The 21,396-nt window shown below is 60.4% G+C and carries 26 protein-coding genes; 17 read left to right on the top strand and 9 right to left on the bottom strand.

What is annotated here, in order from left to right; all coding sequences use genetic code 11:
• Positions 1–6: 6 nt before the first annotated feature.
• The 10 genes from PYR65_RS17660 to rnhA all read left to right on the top strand — a co-directional run bounded on the left by PYR65_RS17660 (position 7) and on the right by rnhA (position 6,532).
• Entirely contained in the window at positions 7–615 is a 609-nt protein-coding gene (locus PYR65_RS17660) for a cytochrome c oxidase assembly protein (RefSeq protein WP_060636414.1), read from the top strand.
• 65 nt (positions 616–680) lie between these two features.
• On the top strand, positions 681–1,556 hold the full coding sequence (locus tag PYR65_RS17655; protein WP_060636413.1) for a cytochrome c oxidase subunit 3: 876 nt from the start codon (positions 681–683) through the stop codon (positions 1,554–1,556).
• 109 nt (positions 1,557–1,665) lie between these two features.
• Entirely contained in the window at positions 1,666–1,956 is a 291-nt protein-coding gene (locus PYR65_RS17650) for a type II toxin-antitoxin system RelE/ParE family toxin (RefSeq protein ID WP_060636412.1), read from the top strand.
• Positions 1,957–1,967: 11 nt separating this feature from the next.
• Positions 1,968–2,261, top strand: a complete 294-nt coding sequence (locus PYR65_RS17645) for an addiction module antidote protein (RefSeq protein ID WP_060636411.1) — start codon at positions 1,968–1,970, stop codon at positions 2,259–2,261.
• 132 nt (positions 2,262–2,393) lie between these two features.
• Positions 2,394–2,777 (top strand): DUF983 domain-containing protein, encoded by a 384-nt coding sequence (locus PYR65_RS17640; RefSeq protein WP_276118915.1) that lies wholly within the window; start codon positions 2,394–2,396, stop codon positions 2,775–2,777.
• Positions 2,746–3,516: an SURF1 family protein gene (locus PYR65_RS17635; RefSeq protein ID WP_276121096.1), complete on the top strand. Its 771-nt coding sequence runs from the start codon at positions 2,746–2,748 to the stop codon at positions 3,514–3,516. Before PYR65_RS17640 ends, PYR65_RS17635 begins: the two co-directional genes overlap by 32 nt.
• A gap of 31 nt (positions 3,517–3,547) precedes the next feature.
• Positions 3,548–3,913, top strand: coding sequence for a DUF1304 domain-containing protein (locus PYR65_RS17630; protein WP_276118914.1), 366 nt, complete (start codon positions 3,548–3,550; stop codon positions 3,911–3,913).
• 3 nt (positions 3,914–3,916) lie between these two features.
• Positions 3,917–4,927 carry a 4-hydroxy-3-methylbut-2-enyl diphosphate reductase gene (ispH, locus tag PYR65_RS17625; protein WP_276118913.1) on the top strand — a complete coding sequence of 337 codons (1,011 nt, stop codon included), beginning with the start codon at positions 3,917–3,919 and terminating at the stop codon, positions 4,925–4,927.
• A 184-nt stretch (positions 4,928–5,111) separates the two neighbouring features.
• Complete coding sequence (locus tag PYR65_RS17620) at positions 5,112–6,092, top strand: homoserine kinase (protein WP_276118912.1); 981 nt, start codon at positions 5,112–5,114, stop codon at positions 6,090–6,092.
• A complete protein-coding gene (gene rnhA, locus PYR65_RS17615; RefSeq protein WP_060636406.1) occupies positions 6,089–6,532 on the top strand; it encodes a ribonuclease HI in 444 nt (147 codons plus the stop codon). Before PYR65_RS17620 ends, rnhA begins: the two co-directional genes overlap by 4 nt.
• A gap of 3 nt (positions 6,533–6,535) precedes the next feature.
• Here rnhA and PYR65_RS17610 read toward each other — a convergent pair whose 3' ends face one another.
• Positions 6,536–6,937 (bottom strand): VOC family protein, encoded by a 402-nt coding sequence (locus tag PYR65_RS17610; protein WP_276118911.1) that lies wholly within the window; start codon positions 6,935–6,937, stop codon positions 6,536–6,538.
• A gap of 16 nt (positions 6,938–6,953) precedes the next feature.
• Positions 6,954–7,250 carry a hypothetical protein gene (locus tag PYR65_RS17605; protein ID WP_276118910.1) on the bottom strand — a complete coding sequence of 99 codons (297 nt, stop codon included), beginning with the start codon at positions 7,248–7,250 and terminating at the stop codon, positions 6,954–6,956.
• Between the two features lie 115 nt (positions 7,251–7,365).
• Between PYR65_RS17605 and PYR65_RS17600 the strand changes: the two genes are divergently transcribed.
• Together PYR65_RS17600 and PYR65_RS17595 are read left to right on the top strand one after the other, a co-directional pair.
• Complete coding sequence (locus PYR65_RS17600; RefSeq protein WP_276118909.1) at positions 7,366–7,704, top strand: ArsR/SmtB family transcription factor; 339 nt, start codon at positions 7,366–7,368, stop codon at positions 7,702–7,704.
• Positions 7,705–7,722: 18 nt separating this feature from the next.
• Positions 7,723–8,199 carry an SRPBCC family protein gene (locus PYR65_RS17595; protein WP_276118908.1) on the top strand — a complete coding sequence of 159 codons (477 nt, stop codon included), beginning with the start codon at positions 7,723–7,725 and terminating at the stop codon, positions 8,197–8,199.
• Positions 8,200–8,272: 73 nt separating this feature from the next.
• Here the strand turns inward: PYR65_RS17595 and PYR65_RS17590 are convergent, their stop codons facing one another.
• Together PYR65_RS17590 and PYR65_RS17585 are read right to left on the bottom strand one after the other, a co-directional pair.
• Positions 8,273–8,758, bottom strand: coding sequence for a peroxiredoxin (locus tag PYR65_RS17590; RefSeq protein ID WP_060636401.1), 486 nt, complete (start codon positions 8,756–8,758; stop codon positions 8,273–8,275).
• A gap of 77 nt (positions 8,759–8,835) precedes the next feature.
• Positions 8,836–9,585 (bottom strand): protein-disulfide reductase DsbD domain-containing protein, encoded by a 750-nt coding sequence (locus PYR65_RS17585; RefSeq protein WP_276118907.1) that lies wholly within the window; start codon positions 9,583–9,585, stop codon positions 8,836–8,838.
• Between the two features lie 244 nt (positions 9,586–9,829).
• On the opposite strand from PYR65_RS17585, the gene PYR65_RS17580 reads away from it, so the two are divergent.
• The 4 genes from PYR65_RS17580 (at position 9,830) to PYR65_RS17565 (ending at position 12,726) form a co-directional block, all read left to right on the top strand.
• Complete coding sequence (locus PYR65_RS17580; RefSeq protein ID WP_407951250.1) at positions 9,830–10,432, top strand: YqgE/AlgH family protein; 603 nt, start codon at positions 9,830–9,832, stop codon at positions 10,430–10,432.
• Positions 10,433–10,550: 118 nt separating this feature from the next.
• Positions 10,551–10,742, top strand: coding sequence for a CsbD family protein (locus PYR65_RS17575; RefSeq protein WP_060636399.1), 192 nt, complete (start codon positions 10,551–10,553; stop codon positions 10,740–10,742).
• Positions 10,743–10,963: 221 nt separating this feature from the next.
• Complete coding sequence (locus PYR65_RS17570) at positions 10,964–12,040, top strand: zinc-binding metallopeptidase family protein (RefSeq protein ID WP_276118906.1); 1,077 nt, start codon at positions 10,964–10,966, stop codon at positions 12,038–12,040.
• A gap of 242 nt (positions 12,041–12,282) precedes the next feature.
• The gene (locus tag PYR65_RS17565) at positions 12,283–12,726 is read left to right on the top strand and encodes a type II toxin-antitoxin system PemK/MazF family toxin (RefSeq protein WP_060636397.1); all 444 of its coding nucleotides are present in this window, start codon (positions 12,283–12,285) and stop codon (positions 12,724–12,726) included.
• 556 nt (positions 12,727–13,282) lie between these two features.
• Here PYR65_RS17565 and PYR65_RS17560 read toward each other — a convergent pair.
• The 4 genes from PYR65_RS17560 to thrC form a co-directional block, all read right to left on the bottom strand.
• A complete protein-coding gene (locus PYR65_RS17560) occupies positions 13,283–16,195 on the bottom strand; it encodes a sensor domain-containing phosphodiesterase (RefSeq protein ID WP_276118905.1) in 2,913 nt (970 codons plus the stop codon).
• Positions 16,195–16,806 carry a GNAT family N-acetyltransferase gene (locus PYR65_RS17555; protein ID WP_060636395.1) on the bottom strand — a complete coding sequence of 204 codons (612 nt, stop codon included), beginning with the start codon at positions 16,804–16,806 and terminating at the stop codon, positions 16,195–16,197. The genes PYR65_RS17560 and PYR65_RS17555 overlap by 1 nt, the downstream gene beginning before the upstream one ends.
• Before the next feature lie 87 nt (positions 16,807–16,893).
• Positions 16,894–18,195 (bottom strand): M16 family metallopeptidase, encoded by a 1,302-nt coding sequence (locus PYR65_RS17550; RefSeq protein WP_156383036.1) that lies wholly within the window; start codon positions 18,193–18,195, stop codon positions 16,894–16,896.
• A gap of 16 nt (positions 18,196–18,211) precedes the next feature.
• Entirely contained in the window at positions 18,212–19,618 is a 1,407-nt protein-coding gene (thrC, locus tag PYR65_RS17545; protein WP_276118903.1) for a threonine synthase, read from the bottom strand.
• 333 nt (positions 19,619–19,951) lie between these two features.
• Here thrC and PYR65_RS17540 point away from each other — a divergent pair, with 333 nt between their 5' ends.
• A complete protein-coding gene (locus PYR65_RS17540) occupies positions 19,952–20,506 on the top strand; it encodes a hypothetical protein (protein WP_060636393.1) in 555 nt (184 codons plus the stop codon).
• A 108-nt stretch (positions 20,507–20,614) separates the two neighbouring features.
• Here the strand turns inward: PYR65_RS17540 and PYR65_RS17535 are convergent, their stop codons facing one another.
• Positions 20,615–21,310: an HAD family hydrolase gene (locus PYR65_RS17535; RefSeq protein WP_060636392.1), complete on the bottom strand. Its 696-nt coding sequence runs from the start codon at positions 21,308–21,310 to the stop codon at positions 20,615–20,617.
• Positions 21,311–21,396: the final 86 nt, after the last annotated feature.

The raw sequence follows: 21,396 nt of genomic DNA, 5'->3' as shown, positions 1-21,396 counted from the left end.
GAGATCATGGCCCCGATCAAAACACCGGAGCAGAAGAAGGAGCGGGCAAACGGCGTCATCGTCGCCTCCTGCATCGCCTTCGTCGTCGGCATGACCGGCATGGCCTATGCCGCCGTGCCGCTCTACGACATGTTCTGCCGGGTGACAGGCTATAACGGCACGACCAAACGCGTCGAGCAGGCCTCCGACGTCATCCTCGACCGGAAGATCAAGGTGACGTTCGATGCCAATATCGCATCCGATCTGCCCTGGGTGTTCAAGCCCGTGCAGCGCGAGATCGAACTGAAGATCGGCGAAACCGTGCAGGTCGAGTTCGAAGCAACCAATGTGGCGAAGAAAGCGACGACCGGTCAGGCGGTCTTCAACGTCACGCCGATGGCGGCCGGCGCCTATTTCAACAAGGTCGAGTGCTTCTGCTTTACCGAGACGACGCTGCAGCCAGGCGAAGACCTGAAGATGCCGGTGGTGTTCTTCATCGATCCGGAAATCGTCAAGGCGGTTGAGACCAAGGGGATCAACACGCTGACGCTCTCCTACACATTCTACGCCCGCGAGCCGTCGAAGCCGGTCGCGGCGCTCAAGGCAAAACCTGCCGAAACTGACAGAAAACTTTGACAGATCACAGTTTTCGGCTAAGCCGGAAATGACGACATGAGAAAGACTTATCGGGGATAGTCCACATGGCCGATGCGCACCAGAAAAATCACGACTACCACATCATCGATCCGAGCCCCTGGCCGCTGATCGCCTCGATCGGCGCCTTCGTCATGGCCTTTGGCGGCGTCGGCTATATGCGATACCTGTCGGGCGGCACGCTGCACCTGTTCGGCCTGAACTGGGCGCATCCGTGGTTCTTCTTCATCGGCCTCGCCGTCGTGCTCTACACGATGTATGGCTGGTGGGCCGACACGATCAAGGAAGCGCATGAGGGGCATCATACCCGCGTCGTGTCGCTGCACCTGCGTTACGGCATGATCATGTTCATCGCTTCGGAAGTGATGTTCTTCGTCGCCTGGTTCTGGGCCTATTTCGATGCCAGCCTGTTTCCGGGCGAGGCCATCCAGGCCACCCGCGCCGCCTTCACCGGCGGCACATGGCCGCCCAAGGGCATCGAGGTTCTCGATCCCTGGCACCTGCCGCTCTACAACACCGTCATCCTGCTTCTGTCCGGCACCACGGTCACCTGGGCGCACCACGCCCTGCTGCACGGCGACCGCAAGGGCCTGATCAACGGCCTGACGCTGACGGTCCTGCTCGGCATCCTGTTCTCGGGCGTTCAGGCCTACGAATATGTCCACGCTCCGTTCGCCTTCAAGGATTCGATCTACGGCGCGACTTTCTTCATGGCGACCGGCTTCCATGGTTTCCACGTCCTGGTCGGCACGATCTTCCTCGCCATCTGCCTGATCCGCGCGCTGAAGGGCGACTTTACCCCCAAGCAGCATTTCGGCTTCGAAGCCGCCGCCTGGTACTGGCATTTCGTCGACGTGGTCTGGCTCTTCCTGTTCTTCTCGATCTACGTCTGGGGCGGCTGGGGTGCCCCGATCCACGGCTGATCGGACGACACACAAAATTTTCGGGCGGCCGCAGCAATGTGGCCGTTTCTGTTTGAAGCGATGGCTGAGGGTAAATTGACGGAATGTATCCTTTCGGATACGATTGATCATGCTCGTATTTGAAACAACCGATGTGTTCAAGGATTGGCTGTTTTCGCTGCGGGACGTGAAGGCGAAGGCCAGAATTCTTGCGCGGATACGCTCCGCCGAGTTCGGCAATCTGGGAGACTGCGCACCGGTTGGCGAGGGTGTCTCGGAAATGCGGATCCATTATGGACCAGGGTATCGCTTGTATTTCAAACGGCGTGGCGACGTTGTCTATCTCCTACTCGCCGGGGGCGACAAGTCCAGCCAGAAGCGGGACATAGCAGCCGCATTGAAGATGGCGAAGTCGCTTTAGAAGGATAAATCATGACAACGGTCTCCAGATTTGACGCATCCGAGTTTCTCGATGACGATGACCTTGTCGCCGAATATCTCACGGCTGCGATGGAAGATGACAATCCCGATGTCTTCATCGCAGCTCTGGGTGATGTCGCCAAGGCGCGCGGAATGACTGAGATTGCGAGGGCCTCGGGGCTTGGCCGTGAAAGCCTCTACAAGTCGCTGCGGGGCGGATCGAAGGCCCGGTTTGAAACGCTCCACAAGATCGTTAATACGCTCGGGTTGAAGATGACGATTGTTGCCGATCGCCCAACACCTTGAGTGCAACTTTGCTCCCCGTCGCACGATGCGTCTTTGTCGCAGGCTTTGCCCTTGGACGAAGGCGGGCGCTGGGGTTACGTAGTCGGCTGACTCCTTGGCACACAGCCGCCGCGAACAGTTTGGAAGAACCGGATGAACGAAGACAGCGCACATTTTCCACCGGTCGAGCCGGTGAGGGCCGGGCTCAAGGGGCTTTGCCCGCGCTGCGGGCAGGGCAAGCTGTTTGACGGCTTTTTGACATTGAAGCCGGCCTGCGCCAATTGCGGCCTGGATTACGGCTTTGCCGATGCCGGCGATGGGCCGGTGGTGTTCGTCATCCTGATCGTCGGTTTCGTCGTTGTGGGCGCAGCACTCTGGATGGAGGTCAATATCAATCCGCCGCTCTGGGTGCATTTCCTGTTGTGGATTCCGCTCGCCATCGTCTTCAGCCTGGCGCTGATGCGCATGCTCAAGGGCGTGCTCATCAATGTCCAGTTCCGCAACAATGCGCGCCAGGGCGAGATCGATCGTGGCTGATAGCGTGTCAACGAAGAAGGGCGGCGGTCTGGTCGGCCGCATCGCCGGCATCGTGCTGGTCCTCGTCGCGCTGGCGATCCTCCTGGCGCTCGGCACATGGCAGATGGAACGGCTGGCCTGGAAAGAGGGGCTTCTGGCCTCGATTGCGGAGCGGCGCGCGGCACCGCCCGTTGACCTTGCGGCCATCGAGGCTCTGGCCAAGGCCGGAGACGACGTCGATTACCGCACGGTGCGCGTCACTGGCACCTATCTCAACAACAAGGAACGGCATTTCTTCGCCACCTTTGGCGGCCGCACCGGCTATTACGTCTATACGCCGCTTGAGCTGAGCGATGGCCGGATCGTTCTCGTCAATCGCGGCTTCGTCACCTTCGAGGCGAAGGAACCGGAAATGCGCAAGCAGGGCCAGCTGACCGGCGAGCAGACCGTCACCGGGCTGTCGCGCGCCAAGCTTCTGGAAAAACCTTCCTGGGCCGTGCCGGACAATGATATCGCCAAGAACATCTTCTACTGGAAGGATCTCGATGTCATGGCATCGAGCGCCGGCCTCGATCCCGCCAAGGTCGAGCCCTTCTTCATCGATGCCGATGCGACGGCGCATGACGGCGGCATGCCGATCGGCGGCGTGACGCAGTTCGATCTGCCCAACAGCCATCTGCAATATGCGATGACCTGGTACGGGCTGGCTGCCGCCCTGGTCGTCATCAGCGGGATTTTCATCTTCCGGCGGAAGACATAAGGTCGATCCAGTCCGGAGCGGAGGGAATCGAATGGCCATTCTTGCAAACATCCTGATCGCCGTGACGGCGCTGATGCATGCCGGGTTTCTCGTGCTCGAAATGTTTCTCTGGACCGGGCCGCAGGCGCGAAAAATCTTCCGGATGACATCGGAACAGGCGCAGGCGACCAGGGTTCTGGCGGCCAATCAGGGGCTCTATAACGGCTTTCTCGCCGCCGGACTTGTGTGGTCGCTGATTGCTGCGTTGCCCGAATTTGCCGTGCAGTTGAAGCTGTTCTTCCTTGTGTGCGTGATCGTTGCCGCTATATATGGCGCATGGTCGGTCAAGCCGCGCATCCTGCTCGTGCAGGGCGGCCCGGCCATTCTCGGCCTTGTGTTCACCTTACTGGCATTCTGATCAATGGCGACGTCCCTTCCAGCAAAGACCCCGATCACCCTGCGCCTGTGCGGCCCGCGCGGTTTTTGCGCCGGGGTCGACCGGGCGATCCAGATCGTCGTTCTGGCGCTGAAGGAATTTGGCGCGCCTGTTTATGTCCGCCACGAGATCGTTCACAACCGCTATGTCGTCGAAGGGCTTGAGGCCAAGGGCGCGATCTTCGTGGAGGAACTCGACGAGATCCCGCCGGAGCATCGCAAGCAACCGGTGGTGTTTTCCGCCCATGGCGTACCGAAATCGGTTCCGGCCGATGCGATGCAGCGCAATCTCTTCTACCTCGACGCCACATGCCCGCTGGTCTCCAAGGTCCACAAGCAGGCCATGCGCCATCAGAAGCTCGGCCGCCATGTGGTGCTGATCGGCCATGCCGGACATCCCGAGGTGATCGGCACGATGGGGCAATTGCCCGAAGGTGCGGTGTCGCTGGTGGAAACGGTCGAAGACGCCGAAACCTATATGCCGCCAGATGCCGACAATCTCGGTTTCGTCACCCAGACGACGCTCTCTGTCGATGATACGGCAGGCGTCATCAAGCGGCTGCACGAGCGCTTCCCGAACCTGACCGCGCCTGCCGCCGATTCGATCTGCTACGCAACGACCAACCGCCAGGAAGCGGTGAAACAGGCGGCTCCCGGCTGCGATCATTTCATCATCGTCGGCGCGCCGAACTCGTCCAATTCCAAGCGGCTGGTGGAAGTGGCACTGCGCGCCGGGGCAAAAAAATCGGTGCTGGTCCAGCGGGCGTCGGAAATCGACTGGGATGATTTCGCCGATATCTCTACAGTCGGCCTGTCGGCGGGCGCGTCGGCACCGGAAGTCATCGTCAACGAGATCATCGAGGCTTTTCGCCAGCGCTATGATGCCGCCGTGGAATTGGCCGACACGGTCGAGGAAACCGAAAACTTCCTCGTCAACCGCGAATTGCGCCACGTTCCCTTGACGGCGCAGGACATGGCGTTTGTGAATGGGGAGTGACGGCAAAACGTGCATGCGGCGTGGATCCTCGGGTCAAGCCCGAGGATGACGGCTTCGAGTTTGTTATGTTTTGAAGCCAATTGCCTGCGCTGTGGCCGTCCCACTCTCCGTCATCCTCGGGCTTGACCCGAGGATCCATTCGCAGGCAAACCCCTTCCACCTATTCTAGCTCAGAGATCCGACCTTGGCAGTTTACACCGATATCACCGAAGACGATCTCAACGGCTTTCTGAAGCAATATGATGTCGGCACGCTGACGTCCTACAAGGGCATTGCCGAAGGCGTCGAGAACACCAATTTTCTGCTGCACACCACCAAGGGTGCCTATATCCTGACGCTTTACGAAAAGCGGGTGGACCAGAACGACCTGCCGTTTTTCCTCGGACTGATGCATCATCTCGCCGGCAACGGTTTGTCATGCCCGCTGCCTCTGCCGCGTGCCGATGGCGAATTGCTCGGCCATCTCTCGGGCCGTCCGGCCGCCGTCATTTCCTTCCTCGAGGGCATGTGGCTGCGCAAGCCGGATGCCAGCCATTGCCGCGAGGTCGGCAAGGCGCTCGCCGCCATGCATGTGGCCGGCGAGGGGTTCGAGATCCGCCGTCCCAACGCGCTGTCCGTCGGCGGCTGGCGGCCGTTGTGGAACAATTCGCGCGACCGCGCCGACGAGGTGCAACAGGGGCTGGCGGATGAGATTGCCCATGAACTGGATTTCCTCGAGGCCAACTGGCCGAAGGACCTGCCGGAAGGCGTCATCCATGCCGATCTCTTTCCCGACAACGTCTTCTTCCTTGGCGACCAACTGTCCGGCCTGATCGACTTCTATTTTGCCTGCAACGACCTGCTCGCCTATGACGTCTCGGTCTGCCTGAATGCCTGGTGCTTCGAAAAGGACGGCGCGTTCAACATCACCAAGGCCATGGCGCTGCTTGCGGGTTACCAGAGCGTGCGGCCGCTGACATCTGCCGAGATCGAGGCGCTGCCGCTGCTGGCGCGCGGTTCGGCGCTGCGGTTTTTCCTGACGCGGCTCTACGACTGGCTGATGACGCCGGCCGGTGCCCTCGTGGTCAAGAAGGACCCGCTGGAATATCTGAAGAAGCTGCAGTTCCACCGCTCCGTCGCAACATCAGCCGAATACGGCCTCACCAACGAGACAATGCCCGCATGAAACATGTTGATATCTTCACCGATGGCGCCTGCTCCGGAAACCCCGGTCCGGGCGGCTGGGGCGCGGTGCTGCGCTATGGCGAGACCGAGAAGGACCTGTGCGGCGGCGAGGCGGAAACCACCAACAACCGTATGGAACTGCTGGCGGCAATCACCGCGCTCACGAGCCTGAAGACACAGTGTGAAGTCGATCTCTATACCGATTCGAAATATGTCATGGACGGCATCGGCAAGTGGATCCACGGCTGGAAGAAGAACGGCTGGAAGACCGCAGACAAGAAGCCGGTGAAGAACGGCGAACTCTGGCAGGCGCTCGATGCCGCCAACCAGAGCCACAAGGTCACCTGGCACTGGGTCAAGGGCCATGCCGGCCACCCGGAAAACGAACGCGCCGACGAACTCGCCCGCAAGGGCATGGAACCGTTTAAGAAGAAGCGGTAAGCTCTATCGTCCGTCGGTAAACTCGACCAGATCCCAGAGATTTCCATAGAGGTCCTCGAACACGGCGACGATGCCGTAGGGAGCCTCTTTCGGTTCGCGGATAAAGCGGATTCCTGTCTCGACCATCTTTGCATGATCGCGCCAGAAATCATCGGTCTGCAAAAACAGGAACACGCGCCCGCCCGCCTGATTGCCGACGAATGGTTCCTGAACCGGCGAGGACGCCTTTGCCAAAAGCAGCGCTGTGCTGCCCTTGCCAGGCGGCGGCACAACCACCCAGCGTTTGTCCTGCTCGGGCTGGTAACTGTCCTCGACCAGCACGAAACCGAGCTTGCCGACGTAAAAAGCAATCGCCGCGTCATAATCGGCAACGACGAGCGCGATCAGCGCGATGCTCTGGTTCATGACATCCCCTTGCCGGTTACTTCACGGTGCAGACACCATTGGCGCCGCCCTTGCCGGTATAGGAGACATCCGCCGATCCATCCGGACTGATGGTGAGCGATATGGTGACACCGCCGCCCTTGGCTTCATAATAGTTCTCGTTGAAGACCTTGAGCTTGCCTTCCTTGCCGTTGATATAGATCGGACCGCCCTGATCGGCGTGAACGTCGATATTGCCGGGGCAGGTGGCGTTCACAAGCGGAATCTTGGCTGCGGCCTGACCAGCCACCGTCATGACGGCAATAGCCACACCGATACGAAAAAACGTCTTCATCGTGACCTCCCGAATGCGTCTTCCATGAAAACATGCCCTCTCGCCATGGCAAGTCAAGGACCGGAGGAAAACACTTAGCTCTTGCGGTAAGTGTTGCGTTGTGATACTTAGCTTTATGGATCAGTATTCACACCAGCTCGACGGGATTTTCCAGGCGCTGGCAGACCCGACGCGGCGGGCCGTGCTGGCGCGGCTGGGCAATGGACCGGCCAGCATCAGCGACCTTGCCGAACCCTTCGCCATGGCCCTGCCGTCCTTCATGAAACACATTCATTTTCTGGAGGGCAGCGGCCTGATCAAGACCCGCAAGCAGGGGCGGGTCCGCACCTGCACCATCGAGAAACAGCAGTTTGCCGCAGTCGATGCGTGGCTGTCGGCGCAGCGTTCGCTGTGGGAGGGCCGTACCGACAGGCTTGAGCAGTTCGTTACCAGGACAAAAGAAACCAAGACTTAAGGCACAAGGAGGCTGACAATGACCACACCCGACCCCAAGCTCGACCTGACGATTTCCCGGATCATCAAGGCGCCGCGATCGCTTGTCTGGAGCGCCTGGACCGATCCGTCACGCTTCGAGCAATGGTGGATCCCCGCGCCGGCCAAATGCAAGGTGGTCGCCATGGACCTGCGCCCGGGCGGAGCCCTTACGACGCAGATGAGCGAAAACGGCGGCGATTTCCAGCCGCATCTCTCCGCCTGCTTCCTGGATGTGCAGGATGGCGAGCGGATCGTCTTCACCAACGCGCTGACCGGCGGCTGGCGCCCGGCCGAACAGCCCTTCATGACGGCCATCGTCACGCTGCAGGATCATCCAGACGGCACCGATTACCACGCTTATGTCATGCACAAGAGCAATGCCGACCGGACAATGCACGAAGAGCTGGGCTTCTTCGACGGCTGGGGCACTGTCATCGGCCAGCTTGCAACATTGGTCGAGAAGCGGGTTCGGTAGGTTTTACCGGCCCCAAGGCCTGCCGGTCCAACCGGCAGGCGATGCTGCAATCATCTGGCCTGAACGCCAGGCCTCAAATCTGCTCGAGCATGGCGGCAGCGGCAGAGACGGTCGCCTGTCCGGGGCTTTCCTCGACATTGATGGTTTTCACCACGCCGTCTTCCACCAGCATCGAATAGCGCTTGGAGCGCAGGCCGAGCGTGCCGGCCGAGAGATCGATATCCATGCCGAGAGCCTTGGTGAAGGCGGCGTTCCAGTCGGAGAGAAAATGGATCTTGCCCATGCCGCCCGATGCGGTTGCCCAGGCGCCCATCACATGCAGGTCGTTGACGGCGACGACGGCGATATCATCGACGCCGCGGGCAAGGATAGCGTCGCGGTTTTCCAGATAGCCCGGCAGGTGGTTGAGCGAGCAGGTCGGCGTGAAAGCGCCGGGAACGGCAAAGAGCACGACCTTCTTGCCGGAAAACAGCTGGTCGGTGGTGATTTCGACCGGGCCATCGGCGGTCTTTTCCTTGAAGGTGGCGGCAGGCAGCTTGTCTCCGACGGAAATGGTCACGGTCTCACTCCTTGAAGTCTTTTTCGGGAAGGCCGGAGCGCTGAAGGCTCCGTGGTCGATGGGAATATAGATTCGGTTCAGTCAAAGGCAAGCGGGGTTTCGATGCTCTGTTCGCCCGAACGCGCAACCAGCGTCACCGCGCCGCTTTTCAAGGCGCCGCCCTTGGCGGGAACCCTGACCGGCACCACGGCCGTCACCTTGCCATCCTGCGCGACAACTGTGTCCGGCGTGCCGAAACTATAGCCGGCAGGACCGGACAGGAAGATTTCCGCAGGCATTGCCGCCGGCGTTACCAGTTCCAGGTGCAGGCGCTTTTCAGCCGCGTCGAAGGCGGCGGCCGTCACCTTGAAGGTGCCGGACGGCGGCATCGGCAGGGCCGCGACGGCATCCTCGATCCGGGCCCGGTCGAGCGGGTTTTCCGCAAGTCCCTCGGGCAGCGAAAGATGCAGGTCTGCCTGCACCGGGATGCAGATATCCTTGCAAATCCCGAGAAACACCGAGGCATTCAGGCTGAGATCGCCGCTTTTCTCGCGCTTCAGAGAGAGCGGAAAGGCCACCGAATGATCATAGCCCGTATATCCCGCAATGCCGTCGTGAAAGGCCTTCGGTGCTGGAAAGCGCAGACCGGAAAAGGCAATGCCGTCCGTCGGGTCGATGGTGATCTGCGGCGGGATCCCGCTGGCACCGGGGTCGATCCAGTAGGTCTTCCAGCCGGGCTTCAGCCGGATGTCGAGAATGGCCGGGATCGTGCCATCAGCGAGCGGTTTGGCGGCGACGATGCGAACCTCGCCGCCTTGCGACTGCACCCACTGGCTTTGTGCGGCCATGGCGGACGGGGCAATAAAAAAATATGCTGCAAGGGTTGCCAGCGCAGCCAAATGAGGCACAATCTCTCGGAGGCGATGATGTTTCATGACGCTGAGGCTTACCGGTTTTGAGGCAGGCTTGAAAGATGCCGGCTCTCACCTCGCGATCATTTTCTCTTGATGGCACACGGCTTCGAGACGCGGGATATCCGCAAATTAAAGACCAGAGTGGAAGCGCTTTTCATTTGAACCTGAGGCTAAGACCATGATGGCGACGTTCCAGAAAAAGCGCGAACGCGGGGTGTTGGACGGTCAGTTCCTGATCGCCATGCCCGGCATGTTCGACAGCAATTTTGCCCGCACCGTTATTTTCGTCTGCGCCCATTCGGACGACGGCGCCATGGGCTTCGTGCTCAACCGGCCGCAGCAACTGACATTTCCCGATGTTCTCCTGCATCTGCAGATCATCGATCAGGAACAGGCCATCCGGCTTCCAGGCATTACGCGCGATTTCCAGATCCAGACCGGCGGCCCGGTGGAAACCGGCCGTGGCTTCGTTCTGCATTCGGATGATTACCTCAGCGAGTCCAGCATTCCCGTCAATGACGACATCTGCCTGACGGCAACGCTCGATATCGTACGGGCGATTTCGCGCGGCGAGGGGCCTGCCAAGGCGATGATGATGCTCGGCTATGCCGGGTGGGGTGCGGGCCAGCTTGAAAATGAAATCGCCAACAATGGCTGGCTGAATTGCCCGGCCAGCGAGGAGCTGATCTTCGACCGCGGCCTCGGCGACAAATACGACCGGGCTCTGGCCTCGATGGGTGTGGCGCCTGCCATGCTGTCGGTCGATGCCGGCCATGCATAGGGCCAATCTATTTTCGACTTTGTTGTCTTAAGCCGGAACAAATTCAGCCGCTCTCCGTTTTCCAGTCGCAAGGACAGGACGATCCGATCCTGACCTCAACCTCTCAAGGAGACTGATCATGGGTAGCACTTCCGACAAGATTTCCGGCGCCGCCAATCAGGCAGCAGGCAAGGTCAAGCAGGCAGCAGGCAAGGCAACCGGCAGTGAAAAGCTGCAGGCTGAAGGCAAGGGCCAGGAAGTCAAGGGCAAGGTCCAGACGGCTACAGGCAAGGCCAAGGACGCCGTCAAGGGTACCGTTGATCGCATGTAATCCGGTTTGCCGCTGGCAGGCCTCATCGGCCACCGGCGGCTCCCAAGTGCGCGAATCGACTGTCCTGACGGGTTCAACTGGATAGAAGATTTCAGCGCCGATGCCCGCTGTGCCTTGTGCCGGCGGGCATTTCTTTGCGAGACACCACATATTCAGGCAATGGCTGTCACGGCAGTCACTCTTCATTCATCATCGGCGGAGCCATAGGCGGGGCGATTTTCATGAGACTTTACGAATGCGGCAACTGCGGAAATCCCGTCCATTTCGACAATCGCGTCTGCATCAATTGCGGGTCGCAACTCGGCTTCCTGCCGGAGGCCATGTCGATGCAGGCGGTAACACCCGCAAGCGAAGACCTGTGGCAGGCATCTTCGCGTCCGGTGGCGGATGTGCGCTTCTGCGCCAATGCCGCCCACGATATCTGCAACTGGCTGATCTCCACCAATGACGATCACGCCTATTGCCAGGCCTGCCGCTACAACCGCATCGTGCCGGTGACAGACAATCCCGAAGGCTTGGCGCGCTGGCAAAAGATCGGCCAGGCGCAGCGGCATCTGTTCTATTCGCTTCTGCGCTGGAAACTGCCGCGCCCCGGCCGCGACGCCGATCCGCAGGGCGGTCTCGTGTTCGATTTCCTGGCCGACGAGGTGGATGCGAACGGCAATGTGGTTCCCGCCATGACCGGCCACGAAGACGGCCTGATCAGCCTGCGTGCAGCCGAGGCCAATGACGCGACGCGCGAAAGCGTGCGCGTCTCGATGAACGAGCCTTACAGGACGCTGCTCGGCCATTTCCGCCATGAGATCGGCCATTTCTACTGGGCGCAATTGGTGCGCGACGAGCAAACGCTTGCCGAAGCCCGCGCCCTGTTCGGCGACGAGCGCGAGGACTATGCCGAGGCGCTGAAGCGCAACTACGAACAGGGACCGCCAGCCGACTGGCAACTGAACTTCATCAGCACCTATGCCAGCGCCCACCCGGCCGAAGATTTTGCCGAATGCTGGGCGCATTTCTTCCACATCGTCGATACGCTGGAGACAGCCCGCTCCTTCGGCCTGTCCACCGAGCCCCGCCGCCACGAGGACATGGCCGCCGAAGTCGATTTCGACCCCTACCGCGCGAATGATGCCCAACCCCTCGTCGATGCCTGGGTCCCCTTGAGCGTGGCACTCAACAGCATCCAGCGCAGCATGGGCCAGCCCGACAGCTACCCCTTCGTGCTGTCACCCCCGGTGGTACAAAAACTCGATTTCATAAACAGTTTGATCCGCCGGGCAGGGGCGGTGTACGGGCAGTAGGGTTGAACATCGGCCGCCGTTTGACTGAAGGCCGTAAATCCCGATTTTACGTCGTAAACGCCGTTGGTGGCTTAGGTGCTGCCGACGGCTGTTTGTCTACAGACGTTGCCGTCGGATCGCTCGTCGGGTGACCAAATTGGGTCATATAACCGTCGGCCGCCTCGTCTGTCTTGCACCAAAAGCGGACAACGGGCTAATTGCGATCCGGAGCTATCGCTTGTTGGACACGCAACGGCATAACAATGGCAACGAAGTATGGAATACGTATAAAAGCTGCGCCCAAAGTGGGAAACATCTATTGGTGTGACTTACACCCCGAAAACGTGATCCATATCCCTGAATTCTGGAAAAAGCGCCCTGTCGTTGTCGTCAGCAAGAACGCAACCTTGCACGGTAAGGTCACGGTATTGCCGATGACTACGGATGACGACAACGCGAAGAATGCGAACGCCATTGAGATCAGCGCCGAAATGCAAGGCAGGATTGATGGCAAGCGTACATGGGTAGTGTGTGACCATCTCATGACAGTGGCAACCAGCAGGCTCGACAATGTGAGCAACACTCCGCCGCGTTTAAAGGGTGACGAACTAACGGTGATTTTACAGAAGGCGCATGCCATCATTGCGGGGTGGGTGCCACCTCTGCCGGCGAACGTAGCAGTTACAAAAACACGGCCGTCCGAGTGACCCCATCAACGGCCGTTGCTGGGACGGTAGAAACAGTACAAACGAAGACGGAACGGAAGCCTCTGAGATGACGCAGCGTGATCGATCTCGATACAGCACGGCTTCATGGGTGTTGACTACGACAGAGTCCAAAGCTAAATATAGATCATTCGCGGGGCCGATGAGGTCGCCGTCTCTCCGCAAGGAGACTCATAAGCCAAGCCACCCTCGCGGGTGGCTTTGGTCGTTCTAGGGGTATACCCGAGTACGTGGACTATGAGCGGCATCACCAACGTAGCCGCGATGCGGGTACGGAGTCGCTCGGGAAGCCACACAGAGTCAGGAGCGGAATGAATGCCATTTGTTCAACGGGGCACTGATGCAATTGATTTGCTCCGAGCGGATGGTTTGCCGTCATCTTGTAAAGTACCGACCAGACGCAAAATGCAGAAGCGAGGAATGTCGGTATGGGTCCACTTCCTACGTCTGAAGTGATTGCCTTACCTCTCGTAACCGCTTTCAGCCAAAGCTGACGCCTGTCGAACTGGCTACATCGTAGCAAAATTCACCCTCTGCCTCACGCCCGCTTCATCAACGGAAACCTCTCCTTCAGCAGCCGCTGGATCGAGTCCGAGCCGATGGGGGGGCCGAAGAGGAAGCTTTGGCCGAAATCGCAGCCCATCTGGGCGAGCTGGATGGCGTCTTCCTCGGATTCGATGCCTTCGGCGACGACCTGCATCTCCAGTTCGCGGGCCATGGTGATGACGGAGCGCAGGAGGATGGAGCGTTTGTCGCTGGGGTCGCGGACCAGCGACTTGTCGATCTTGATCGTGTCGAACGGAAAGCGGGTGAGGTAGGCAAGCGACGAATGGCCGGTGCCGAAATCGTCGAGCGCCAGCCGCAAGCCCGCATCCTTGAGCTTCTCCAGCACAAGCCGCGCCTGTTCCGGGTTTTCCATGACGACGGATTCGGTCAGTTCCACCTTCACCTTATGCGGATCGCAATGGTTCTTGTTCAAGACCGCACGGATGTCGTCATAGAGTTCGTTGTTGAGCAGTTGCGCGCTCGACAGGTTGACGGAAACGAAGATCGGCAGCTCGCCGGTCTGGATCTGCCATTCGGTCAGGTCGCTGGTGGCCTTTTCGAAGGCGAACATGCCGAGCTCGTTGATCAGATCGGAATTTTCGGCGATCGGAATGAATTCCGACGGCGAGATGCTGCCACGCTTGGGATGTTCCCAGCGCATCAACGCCTCGAAGCCGGCAATTTCGGCATCGACCAGGCGCACGATCGGCTGATAGACGAGGCTGAGTTCCTTGCGCTCGATGGCGCGGCGCAGGTCGGTTTCGAGCTGCAGGCGGTCGGTGCCCGAGGCGCGGAAGGCCGGGCGGAAGGGTTCGACGCGGTTGCCGCCGGCCTTCTTGGCGCGGAACATCGCAAGCTCGGCATCGTCAAGCAGGCCGGCTGCATTTTCCTGCTGATCGACCCAGGAGACGAGGCCGATCGAGGCCGTCAGGTTGATTTCTTTGTTGCCGAAATTGAGCGGTACCATAATCGCCTTGGAAACGGCATCGGCAAAATCGGCGACCTTGGCCGTGTCGCGCTCCGACATCAGGATCAGCCCGAATTCGTCGCCGCCAAGCCGCGCCAGCGTGTCCTGAGGCTTGACCAGGCGGCGCAGGCGGCGGGTCAGCGCGATCAGGATATTGTCGCCGGCGGCAATGCCAAGCATGTCGTTGACCTGCTTGTAGCGGTCGATATCGATGGTGATAACGGTGGGGCGCACAGCCGTCGAGCCTGGTGCCAGCGACAGAAGCGATTGCAGCCGGTCGAGGAAAATCTGCCGGTTCGGCAGGCCCGTGAGGTTGTCGTTCAGCGCATTGTGCAGCAGCCGGTCGATCGAATTCTTCTGCTCGGTAATATCGACGATCGTGCCGACGCAGCGGATGATTTCGCCGTTGGCGCCGAGCACCGGGCGGGCGCGGATCGAGAGCCAGTGATAATGCCCGTCTTCGGCGCGCACGCGGAACTCGTGGTTGAGACGGCCCCTGCGATGTTCCAGAAGCACGTCAAGCGTGGCGCGGAACCGGTCGCGGTCGTCGGGATGCAGCCTCGGCAGCCAGTTGCGGGCAGCGCCGTGCATGGTGCCGGGCGAGAGGCCGAGCTGGCCGGAAATATCCGGGATGGTGACGACACGGTCGCGCGCCACGTCCCAGTCCCAGACGGTATCGCCCGAACCGGTCAGCGCCAGCGACTGGCGCTCCAGGTCCGAAAACAGCCCCTGGCTATAGGCGCCGCCGGCAAAGGCATGCTGCATCACCGTGAAGCCGATCAGAAGCACGATCAGAACCAGGCCGCCGCCAAGCGCCGGCTGGACGATATCGTTGGCCAGCTGTCCGGTGACGGTCAGCCAGGCGCCAAACAGCCAGACGAGGATCAGAAGCCAGGCCGGCACCAGAAGGATGGCGCGGTCATAGCGGTTGAAGCCGAGATAGGCGATCAGCACGATGCCGGCAGTACCGGTCAGCGCAAACGAGAGGCGGGCAATACCGGACGCGATCGCCGGGTCGTAAATCGCTACGCCGAACAAAAGGCCAAGTCCGAGGATCCAGGCGAGCGTCGCATAGCTCAGGTGCTGGTGCCAGCGGTTGAGGTTGAGATAGGTGAACAGGAAGATGACAAGACCGGCGGCGAGAAACACCTCGCTGCCTGCGCGCCAGATGCGCTCGTCGCCTGCGGTGATCGAGATCAGTTTCGACAGGAAGCCGAAATCGACGCAGATATAGGCAAGCACCGCCCAGGCCAGTGCCGCCGTCGCCGGCAGCATCGAGGTTCCCTTGACGACGAAGAGAATGGTGAGGAACACGGCCAAGAGGCCGGCAATGCCCAGCACGATGCCGCGATAGAGCGTGAACGCGTTTACCGTGTCCTTGTAGGCGTCCGGCTGCCAGAGATAGATCTGCGGCAGGTCAGGCCCGGCAAGTTCGGCGACGAAGGTGATGACCGAACCGGGATTGAGCGTGATGCGGAACACGTCGGCCTCGTCGCTCGGCTGGCGGTCGAGCGCAAACCCCTCGCTCGGGGTGATCGACAGGATGCGCTGCGAGCCAAGGTCCGGCCAGAACAGCTTCGAATTCACCAGACGGAAATGCGGGGCGACGATGACGCGCTCCAGCTGCTCTTCCGACACGTTGGCCAGCGCAAACACCGCCCAGTCGCCCTGATGGTTGTCGGCGCTGGAGCGAACCTCGATGCGCCGTACGATGCCGTCTGTGCCGGGCGCCGTCGAAACCTGGAAGGCTTCGCCGCGGCCGGTATAGATTTCCGTCGTTGCCGTCAGATCAAGCGCCGTGTCCTCGCGTGAAATCTTGACTGGCTCGGTGGCAAGCGCAGCACCGCTCCCGATCAGGCAGAACGCGATCATCATGGCGGTGAGAAGCGCCAAAAGTCTGCGTGCTGACGGGTGAGGTGGCAGGCGGGTCAAAAACATCAATCACTCGAATTCTTATGTTGCATGCTGTCCTGCGAGAGGAGGGAAAACATCAGATGATCCCGCCATTGCCCGTTGATTTTCAGGTATTCCCGCAAATAGCCTTCGCGCTGAAACCCGGCCTTTTCAAGGAGCCGGATGCTTCTGTGGTTCTCGGGAATACAGGCTGCTTCAATACGGTGCAACTGAAGGCTCGAAAAGATATAGGGGATTGCGAGCTTGACGGCCTGCGCCATGTGCCCCTTGCCGGCAAATCTTTCGCCCATCCAGTAGCCGATCATGCAGCATTGGGCGGCGCCCCGGCGGATATAGCCGATTGTCAGGCCGCCGATCAGCTGGTCTTCGTCGCGTGAAATGATGAACAGGGGAACGGCCTGGCCGGAGGAAAATTCCTGTTCATTGCGGATGACGCGGGTGCGAAAGGCGCTTTCGGTCATCTCGTCGGCCCGCCATGTCGGCTCCCAGGGCTCCAGAAAGGCGCGGCTTTCGCTGCGCAGCTGGTACCATTGGCGGTAATCGGTGGATTTGGGCAGGCGCAGCATGTGCGCCGCATTGCCAATTTCGATCGGACCCGGCTGCCTCGACAGAAACCGAAACACCGATCGTGTCATGGAAGCCTCCGCAGCGGATGGGTTGATACCATATGCGAGAGTGCCGGGCGCTCGGCGAACGCCCGGAGGTCGCTCATCAGAAAAGAATTAGCCGTTGGCAGCCCGAGCCCGGACGGCCTTGTTGGACAGTGCACCCAGAATATCGCCCATCGGCGCCAGCTTCTCGACCGGACCGATCGCCGACAGCGTCGGTACCGTGTCGAAGAACAAGCGGCCGGCAAGATCCGTCAGGCGTTCCACGGTGATACCGGACAGGCGCTCCATGAGTTCCTCATTCGGGATCGGGCGGCCATAGAGCATCATCTGGCGGGCAATCTGGCCGGCGCGCGCTGCCGGGCTTTCCTGCCCCATCAAAAGCTGGGCCCGGATCTGCGCGCGGGCGCGGTCGATTTCCTGCTGCTCGATATTCATCGAGGACTTGCGCAGCTCATCGATGATGACGGGCATCAGTTCCGGCAGGTTCTCGCCGCCGGTCGCCGCATGCACGCCGAAAATGCCGGTATCGGAAAAGCCCCAGTGGAAGGCATAGACCGAATAGCACAGGCCGCGATGCTCGCGCACCTCCTGGAACAGCCGGGACGACATGCCGCCGCCGAGAATATTGGCAAGGATCTGCGAACAGTAGAAATCGCGGGCATGGTAGGCCTTGCCCTCGAAGCCGAGCAGAACCTGCGCATCCATCAGGTCGCGGCCTTCGCGCACGTCGCCGCCGGTATAATGGGCGGTCTCGGCAACAGGCGACGCCACCGGCTTTTGCGGCAGGCTGGAAAAACGGTCTTCAACCTGTCGCACAAAGCTATCATGATCGATTGCACCGGCACCGACGACGAACATGCGGTCTGTGGTGTAGTTGCGGTCGAGATAGGTGCGGATCTGTTCGGGCGTGAAGGATAGAACCGTTTCCGGCGTGCCGAGGATCGGGCGGCCGATCGTCTGGTTGGCAAAGGCGGTTTCGGCGAATTTGTCGAAGACGACATCGTCGGGCGTGTCGTTGGCGGCGCCGATTTCCTGCAGGATGACCTGCTTTTCGCGCTGCAGCTCGTCCTCGTCGAAGGAGGATTCCGTCAGGATGTCGGCGAGAATATCGACCGCGAGCGGAACGTCGTCCTGAAGAATGCGGGCGTAGTAGGAGGTGGTTTCGGTTGACGTCGCGGCGTTGACCTCGCCGCCGACATTTTCGATCTGCTCGGCAATGTCGCGGGCCGTGCGCCGTGCTGTGCCTTTGAACGCCATATGTTCCAGCAGATGGGCAATTCCGTGCTCGTCCGTGGTTTCATCGCGTGAACCGGATTTGATCCAGACCCCGAGTGCGACGCTTTCAAGATGCGGCATGTTCTCGGTGACGACCGTCAACCCGGATTGAAGCCGGGTGCACTCAACTTTCATCATACGTCTTTCTGCGTCCTTATTTCCGGATGCGGGCCCGCTCATTGATAAAGGTTTCAACAGCTTTTAGCTCGGCGTCAAGAACGTCGAAACGCTCCTCCCTGACCATCAGATTAGCAAGCCACGTTGGAAGCGCCGGGTCAATACCACAGGCCGATTTAACTGCGGCCGGGAATTTTGCCGGATGCGCGGTCGCAAGCGTCACCATGGGAACGCTGGATGTCTCGTGCTTGTTGGCAACGAAGACGCCGATCGCCGTATGCGGATCGAGAAGATAGCCGGTGGTCTCCAGCGTCCTGGCGATCGTTTTGGCCACTTCCTTCTCGGTGGCGCGCCCCGCGCGAAACACCTTGCGGATGGATTTCAGCGCATCCTCCTCGATGTCGAAGGAGCCGGACTGCTTCAGGCTGGCCATGGCGCCGCGCACCTTGGAAGCGTCGCGTCCATAGGCCTCGAACAGCAGCCGTTCGAAATTCGACGAGATCTGGATATCCATCGATGGCGAGGTGGTCGCCTTGACGTCGCGCATCTCGTAGCGGCCGGTCTCCAGCGTGCGGGCGACAATATCGTTCTCGTTGGTAGCAACGACCAGCTTGTCGATCGGCAGGCCCATCTGGCGGGCCACGTAACCGGCAAAAATATCGCCGAAATTGCCGGTCGGAACGGTGAACGACACCATCCGGTCGGGACCGCCGAGCGCCAGAGCCGTGGTGAAATAATAGACGATCTGGGCCATGATCCGGGCCCAGTTGATCGAGTTGACGCCGGAGAGCGCCACGCTGTCGCGGAAGGAAATGTCGTTGAACATCTCTTTGACGAGGCTCTGGCAATCGTCGAAATTGCCGTTGATCGCCACCGCGTGGACATTGCTGGCCGCCGAGGTGGTCATCTGGCGCTGCTGCACCGGCGAGACCTTGCTATGCGGAAAGAGGATGAAGATATCGGTACGGTCGCGTCCGGCAAAGGCGTCGATCGCGGCACCGCCGGTATCGCCCGATGTGGCGCCGACGATGGTGGCGCGTTCGTTTCGCTCCGTCAGAACATGATCCATCAGCCGCGCCAAAAGCTGCATCGCCACATCCTTGAAGGCGAGCGTCGAGCCGTGGAAAAGCTCCATGATGAAGGCGTTCGCCCCGGTCTGGACGACCGGCGCGATGGCCGGATGGCGGAAGGTCGAATAGGCCTCGTCGATCATCGCGCGGAACGTGGCGTCAGGGATTTCACCGTCGATGAAGGGGCTCAGAACCGTGAACGCGATATCCTGGTAGGATTGTCCGCGCAGCGCCCGGATTTCCTTTTTGGTGAAGCTTGGCCATTGTTCCGGCACGTAAAGCCCGCCGTCGCGGCCAAGGCCCGCCAGAAGCGCATCGCAAAAACCCAGCGAAGGGGCTTCGCCCCGCGTCGAGATATACTTCACCGTGACCATCCTTCGTCGTCTGTTTGCTGCCGCAGACGTTGCGGCGGGAATTGAGCCGCACCCTAGTGGAAGCGGGCGGGAATTGCGGTTCTCTTTGCGTCAGCCCTTGGCAAAGCTGACGGAAATATCGGATTTTCGTCTGTCACCGGCCCTTTCAGCGCGCGCTGAAAAATTGGCGTTGCGGCATCAGACTCCAATCGATTTTTCAATGCGTCGCTGCTATAGACCATCGCCAAGGGTCTTGAAAGGCTCAAGTTGCAGGGCAGAAAACCGAAAAATACCTTATTTTGCGGTCAGTCACGCCTGCGGCATCAATTTGTGCAAGGCAGGGGGTCAAGTCAGGTGTTTGGTAAAGTTTCCATCCGTCTTCTCGGAATTTCGCTTCTCGTGGTCATCGCAGGCTGCAACAAGACAGACACGGGCGGCGCGATCGACGCCGGCGGCAATGCGGCAGCACCGACACCGGCCGTCATCCAGGGCACATGCCCGCAGGTCTACCTGCTCGATGGCACCGCCAATTACCGGACCTATGCCAAGGGCGCCAAGGACGATCCGACCAAGATCGTCTACCAGGCGTCGCTCGCCGACACGACCCGCCAATGCGTCCAGAACGAGAGCCAGCTGGTCATGACCGTCGTCGTCCAGGGCCGCGTCGTTGCAGGCCCTGCCGGTGGCGCCGGCACCGTCAACCTGCCGATCCGCGTCGCCGCAACCGACGGCAAGAACACGCTCTATTCGGAGTTGACACAATACCCCGTCGAAGTCCCCACCGGCGTCGGCACCACCCAGTTCATCTTCACCAAGACCAACATCGCACTCCCCGGCGGCGCCGGCGATTTCGCCAAGGTCTATATCGGCTTCGACGAGGGCCCGGCTGCGGCGAAGAAGAAGAAATAAGCGGTATTTTTGCCTAATTGTGAAAAGCCGGCGCGAGGTTTTGTGCCGGTTTTTCAGCTGACGGAGGTGGGCGGTGCCGGTTCTCGCTGAAAAACCAACCCAAATTCGTTATGCCGTCAGCGTTTCCGACCATTCCGACAGCGCTGCAATCACGCCCGGAAGGGCGCTCATGCGGGAAATCACGGTTTCGGCGCCGGCTTCCGTCAGCTTGTCGGCGTGCGAGGGATAGGTGTGCGAGGCGCCGGTGAAGCCGACGACGCGCATGCCGGCGGCAATCGCGCCGTGAATGCCGTGGACGGAATCCTCGATCACCAGGACGCGCGAGGGATCGACGCCGAACTGCTTGGCGCCGTGCAGGAAAATGTCCGGCTTCGGCTTGACCCGGTCTTCGCCGAGATCGCGGGCGGAATAGATATGCTTGCCGAAATGATCCTTGATGCCGACCCGGGTCAGCATCGAGGCAAGCCGCGCCGAGGTCGAGTTCGAGCAGATGCAATGCGGCAGCTTGAGCTGCGCCAGCATCGGCTTGACGCCCTCGATGATGTTGAGGTCTTCTGCCAGGCGCTTGTCGAGAATGGCTTCCGACTTGGTAAGGAGCGAGGCCGACAACGGGATGTCGGCTTCCTTCTCGATGGCCAGCAGCGTGTTGTGCCAGGTCATGCCGGCGAAGCGCTCGGCCATTTCCTCGGTGCTGATCGGATAACCCGCCTCCGTCAGAAGCTCGGCTTCGACTTCGCTGGCGATGATTTCCGAATCGACGAGAACGCCGTCGCAATCGAAGATGATGAGATCAATGCTGGTCATGCCGGGAGAATCCTTGGGGGAGATGCTGGCCGTTTACACGATGCCTTCGAAAAGCTCAACCGCGCCCGGCGGAAACCTGCCATGCG

The sequence above is a fragment of the Pararhizobium qamdonense genome, assembly GCF_029277445.1.
Classification (GTDB): Bacteria; Pseudomonadota; Alphaproteobacteria; order Rhizobiales; family Rhizobiaceae; genus Pararhizobium; species Pararhizobium qamdonense.
Note: the sequence above shows the minus strand (reverse complement) of the source record. Positions and strands in the feature narration are given on the sequence as shown.

Excerpts from the sequence above, each read along its gene's own strand:
- PYR65_RS17660 (WP_060636414.1), top strand. The coding sequence starts at position 7 with ATGGCCCCGATCAAAACACCGGAGCAGAAGAAGGAGCGGGCAAACGGC.
- PYR65_RS17655 (WP_060636413.1), top strand. The coding sequence starts at position 681 with ATGGCCGATGCGCACCAGAAAAATCACGACTACCACATCATCGATCCG.
- PYR65_RS17650 (WP_060636412.1), top strand. The coding sequence starts at position 1,666 with ATGCTCGTATTTGAAACAACCGATGTGTTCAAGGATTGGCTGTTTTCG.
- PYR65_RS17645 (WP_060636411.1), top strand. The coding sequence starts at position 1,968 with ATGACAACGGTCTCCAGATTTGACGCATCCGAGTTTCTCGATGACGAT.
- PYR65_RS17640 (WP_276118915.1), top strand. The coding sequence starts at position 2,394 with ATGAACGAAGACAGCGCACATTTTCCACCGGTCGAGCCGGTGAGGGCC.
- PYR65_RS17635 (WP_276121096.1), top strand. The coding sequence starts at position 2,746 with ATGCGCGCCAGGGCGAGATCGATCGTGGCTGATAGCGTGTCAACGAAG.
- PYR65_RS17630 (WP_276118914.1), top strand. The coding sequence starts at position 3,548 with ATGGCCATTCTTGCAAACATCCTGATCGCCGTGACGGCGCTGATGCAT.
- ispH (WP_276118913.1), top strand. The coding sequence starts at position 3,917 with ATGGCGACGTCCCTTCCAGCAAAGACCCCGATCACCCTGCGCCTGTGC.
- rnhA (WP_060636406.1), top strand. The coding sequence starts at position 6,089 with ATGAAACATGTTGATATCTTCACCGATGGCGCCTGCTCCGGAAACCCC.
- PYR65_RS17610 (WP_276118911.1), bottom strand. The coding sequence starts at position 6,937 with ATGAACCAGAGCATCGCGCTGATCGCGCTCGTCGTTGCCGATTATGAC.
- PYR65_RS17605 (WP_276118910.1), bottom strand. The coding sequence starts at position 7,250 with ATGAAGACGTTTTTTCGTATCGGTGTGGCTATTGCCGTCATGACGGTG.
- PYR65_RS17600 (WP_276118909.1), top strand. The coding sequence starts at position 7,366 with ATGGATCAGTATTCACACCAGCTCGACGGGATTTTCCAGGCGCTGGCA.
- PYR65_RS17595 (WP_276118908.1), top strand. The coding sequence starts at position 7,723 with ATGACCACACCCGACCCCAAGCTCGACCTGACGATTTCCCGGATCATC.
- PYR65_RS17585 (WP_276118907.1), bottom strand. The coding sequence starts at position 9,585 with ATGGCCGCACAAAGCCAGTGGGTGCAGTCGCAAGGCGGCGAGGTTCGC.
- PYR65_RS17580 (WP_407951250.1), top strand. The coding sequence starts at position 9,830 with ATGATGGCGACGTTCCAGAAAAAGCGCGAACGCGGGGTGTTGGACGGT.
- PYR65_RS17575 (WP_060636399.1), top strand. The coding sequence starts at position 10,551 with ATGGGTAGCACTTCCGACAAGATTTCCGGCGCCGCCAATCAGGCAGCA.
- PYR65_RS17570 (WP_276118906.1), top strand. The coding sequence starts at position 10,964 with ATGAGACTTTACGAATGCGGCAACTGCGGAAATCCCGTCCATTTCGAC.
- PYR65_RS17565 (WP_060636397.1), top strand. The coding sequence starts at position 12,283 with ATGGCAACGAAGTATGGAATACGTATAAAAGCTGCGCCCAAAGTGGGA.
- PYR65_RS17560 (WP_276118905.1), bottom strand. The coding sequence starts at position 16,195 with ATGTTTTTGACCCGCCTGCCACCTCACCCGTCAGCACGCAGACTTTTG.
- PYR65_RS17555 (WP_060636395.1), bottom strand. The coding sequence starts at position 16,806 with ATGACACGATCGGTGTTTCGGTTTCTGTCGAGGCAGCCGGGTCCGATC.
- PYR65_RS17550 (WP_156383036.1), bottom strand. The coding sequence starts at position 18,195 with ATGATGAAAGTTGAGTGCACCCGGCTTCAATCCGGGTTGACGGTCGTC.
- thrC (WP_276118903.1), bottom strand. The coding sequence starts at position 19,618 with ATGGTCACGGTGAAGTATATCTCGACGCGGGGCGAAGCCCCTTCGCTG.
- PYR65_RS17535 (WP_060636392.1), bottom strand. The coding sequence starts at position 21,310 with ATGACCAGCATTGATCTCATCATCTTCGATTGCGACGGCGTTCTCGTC.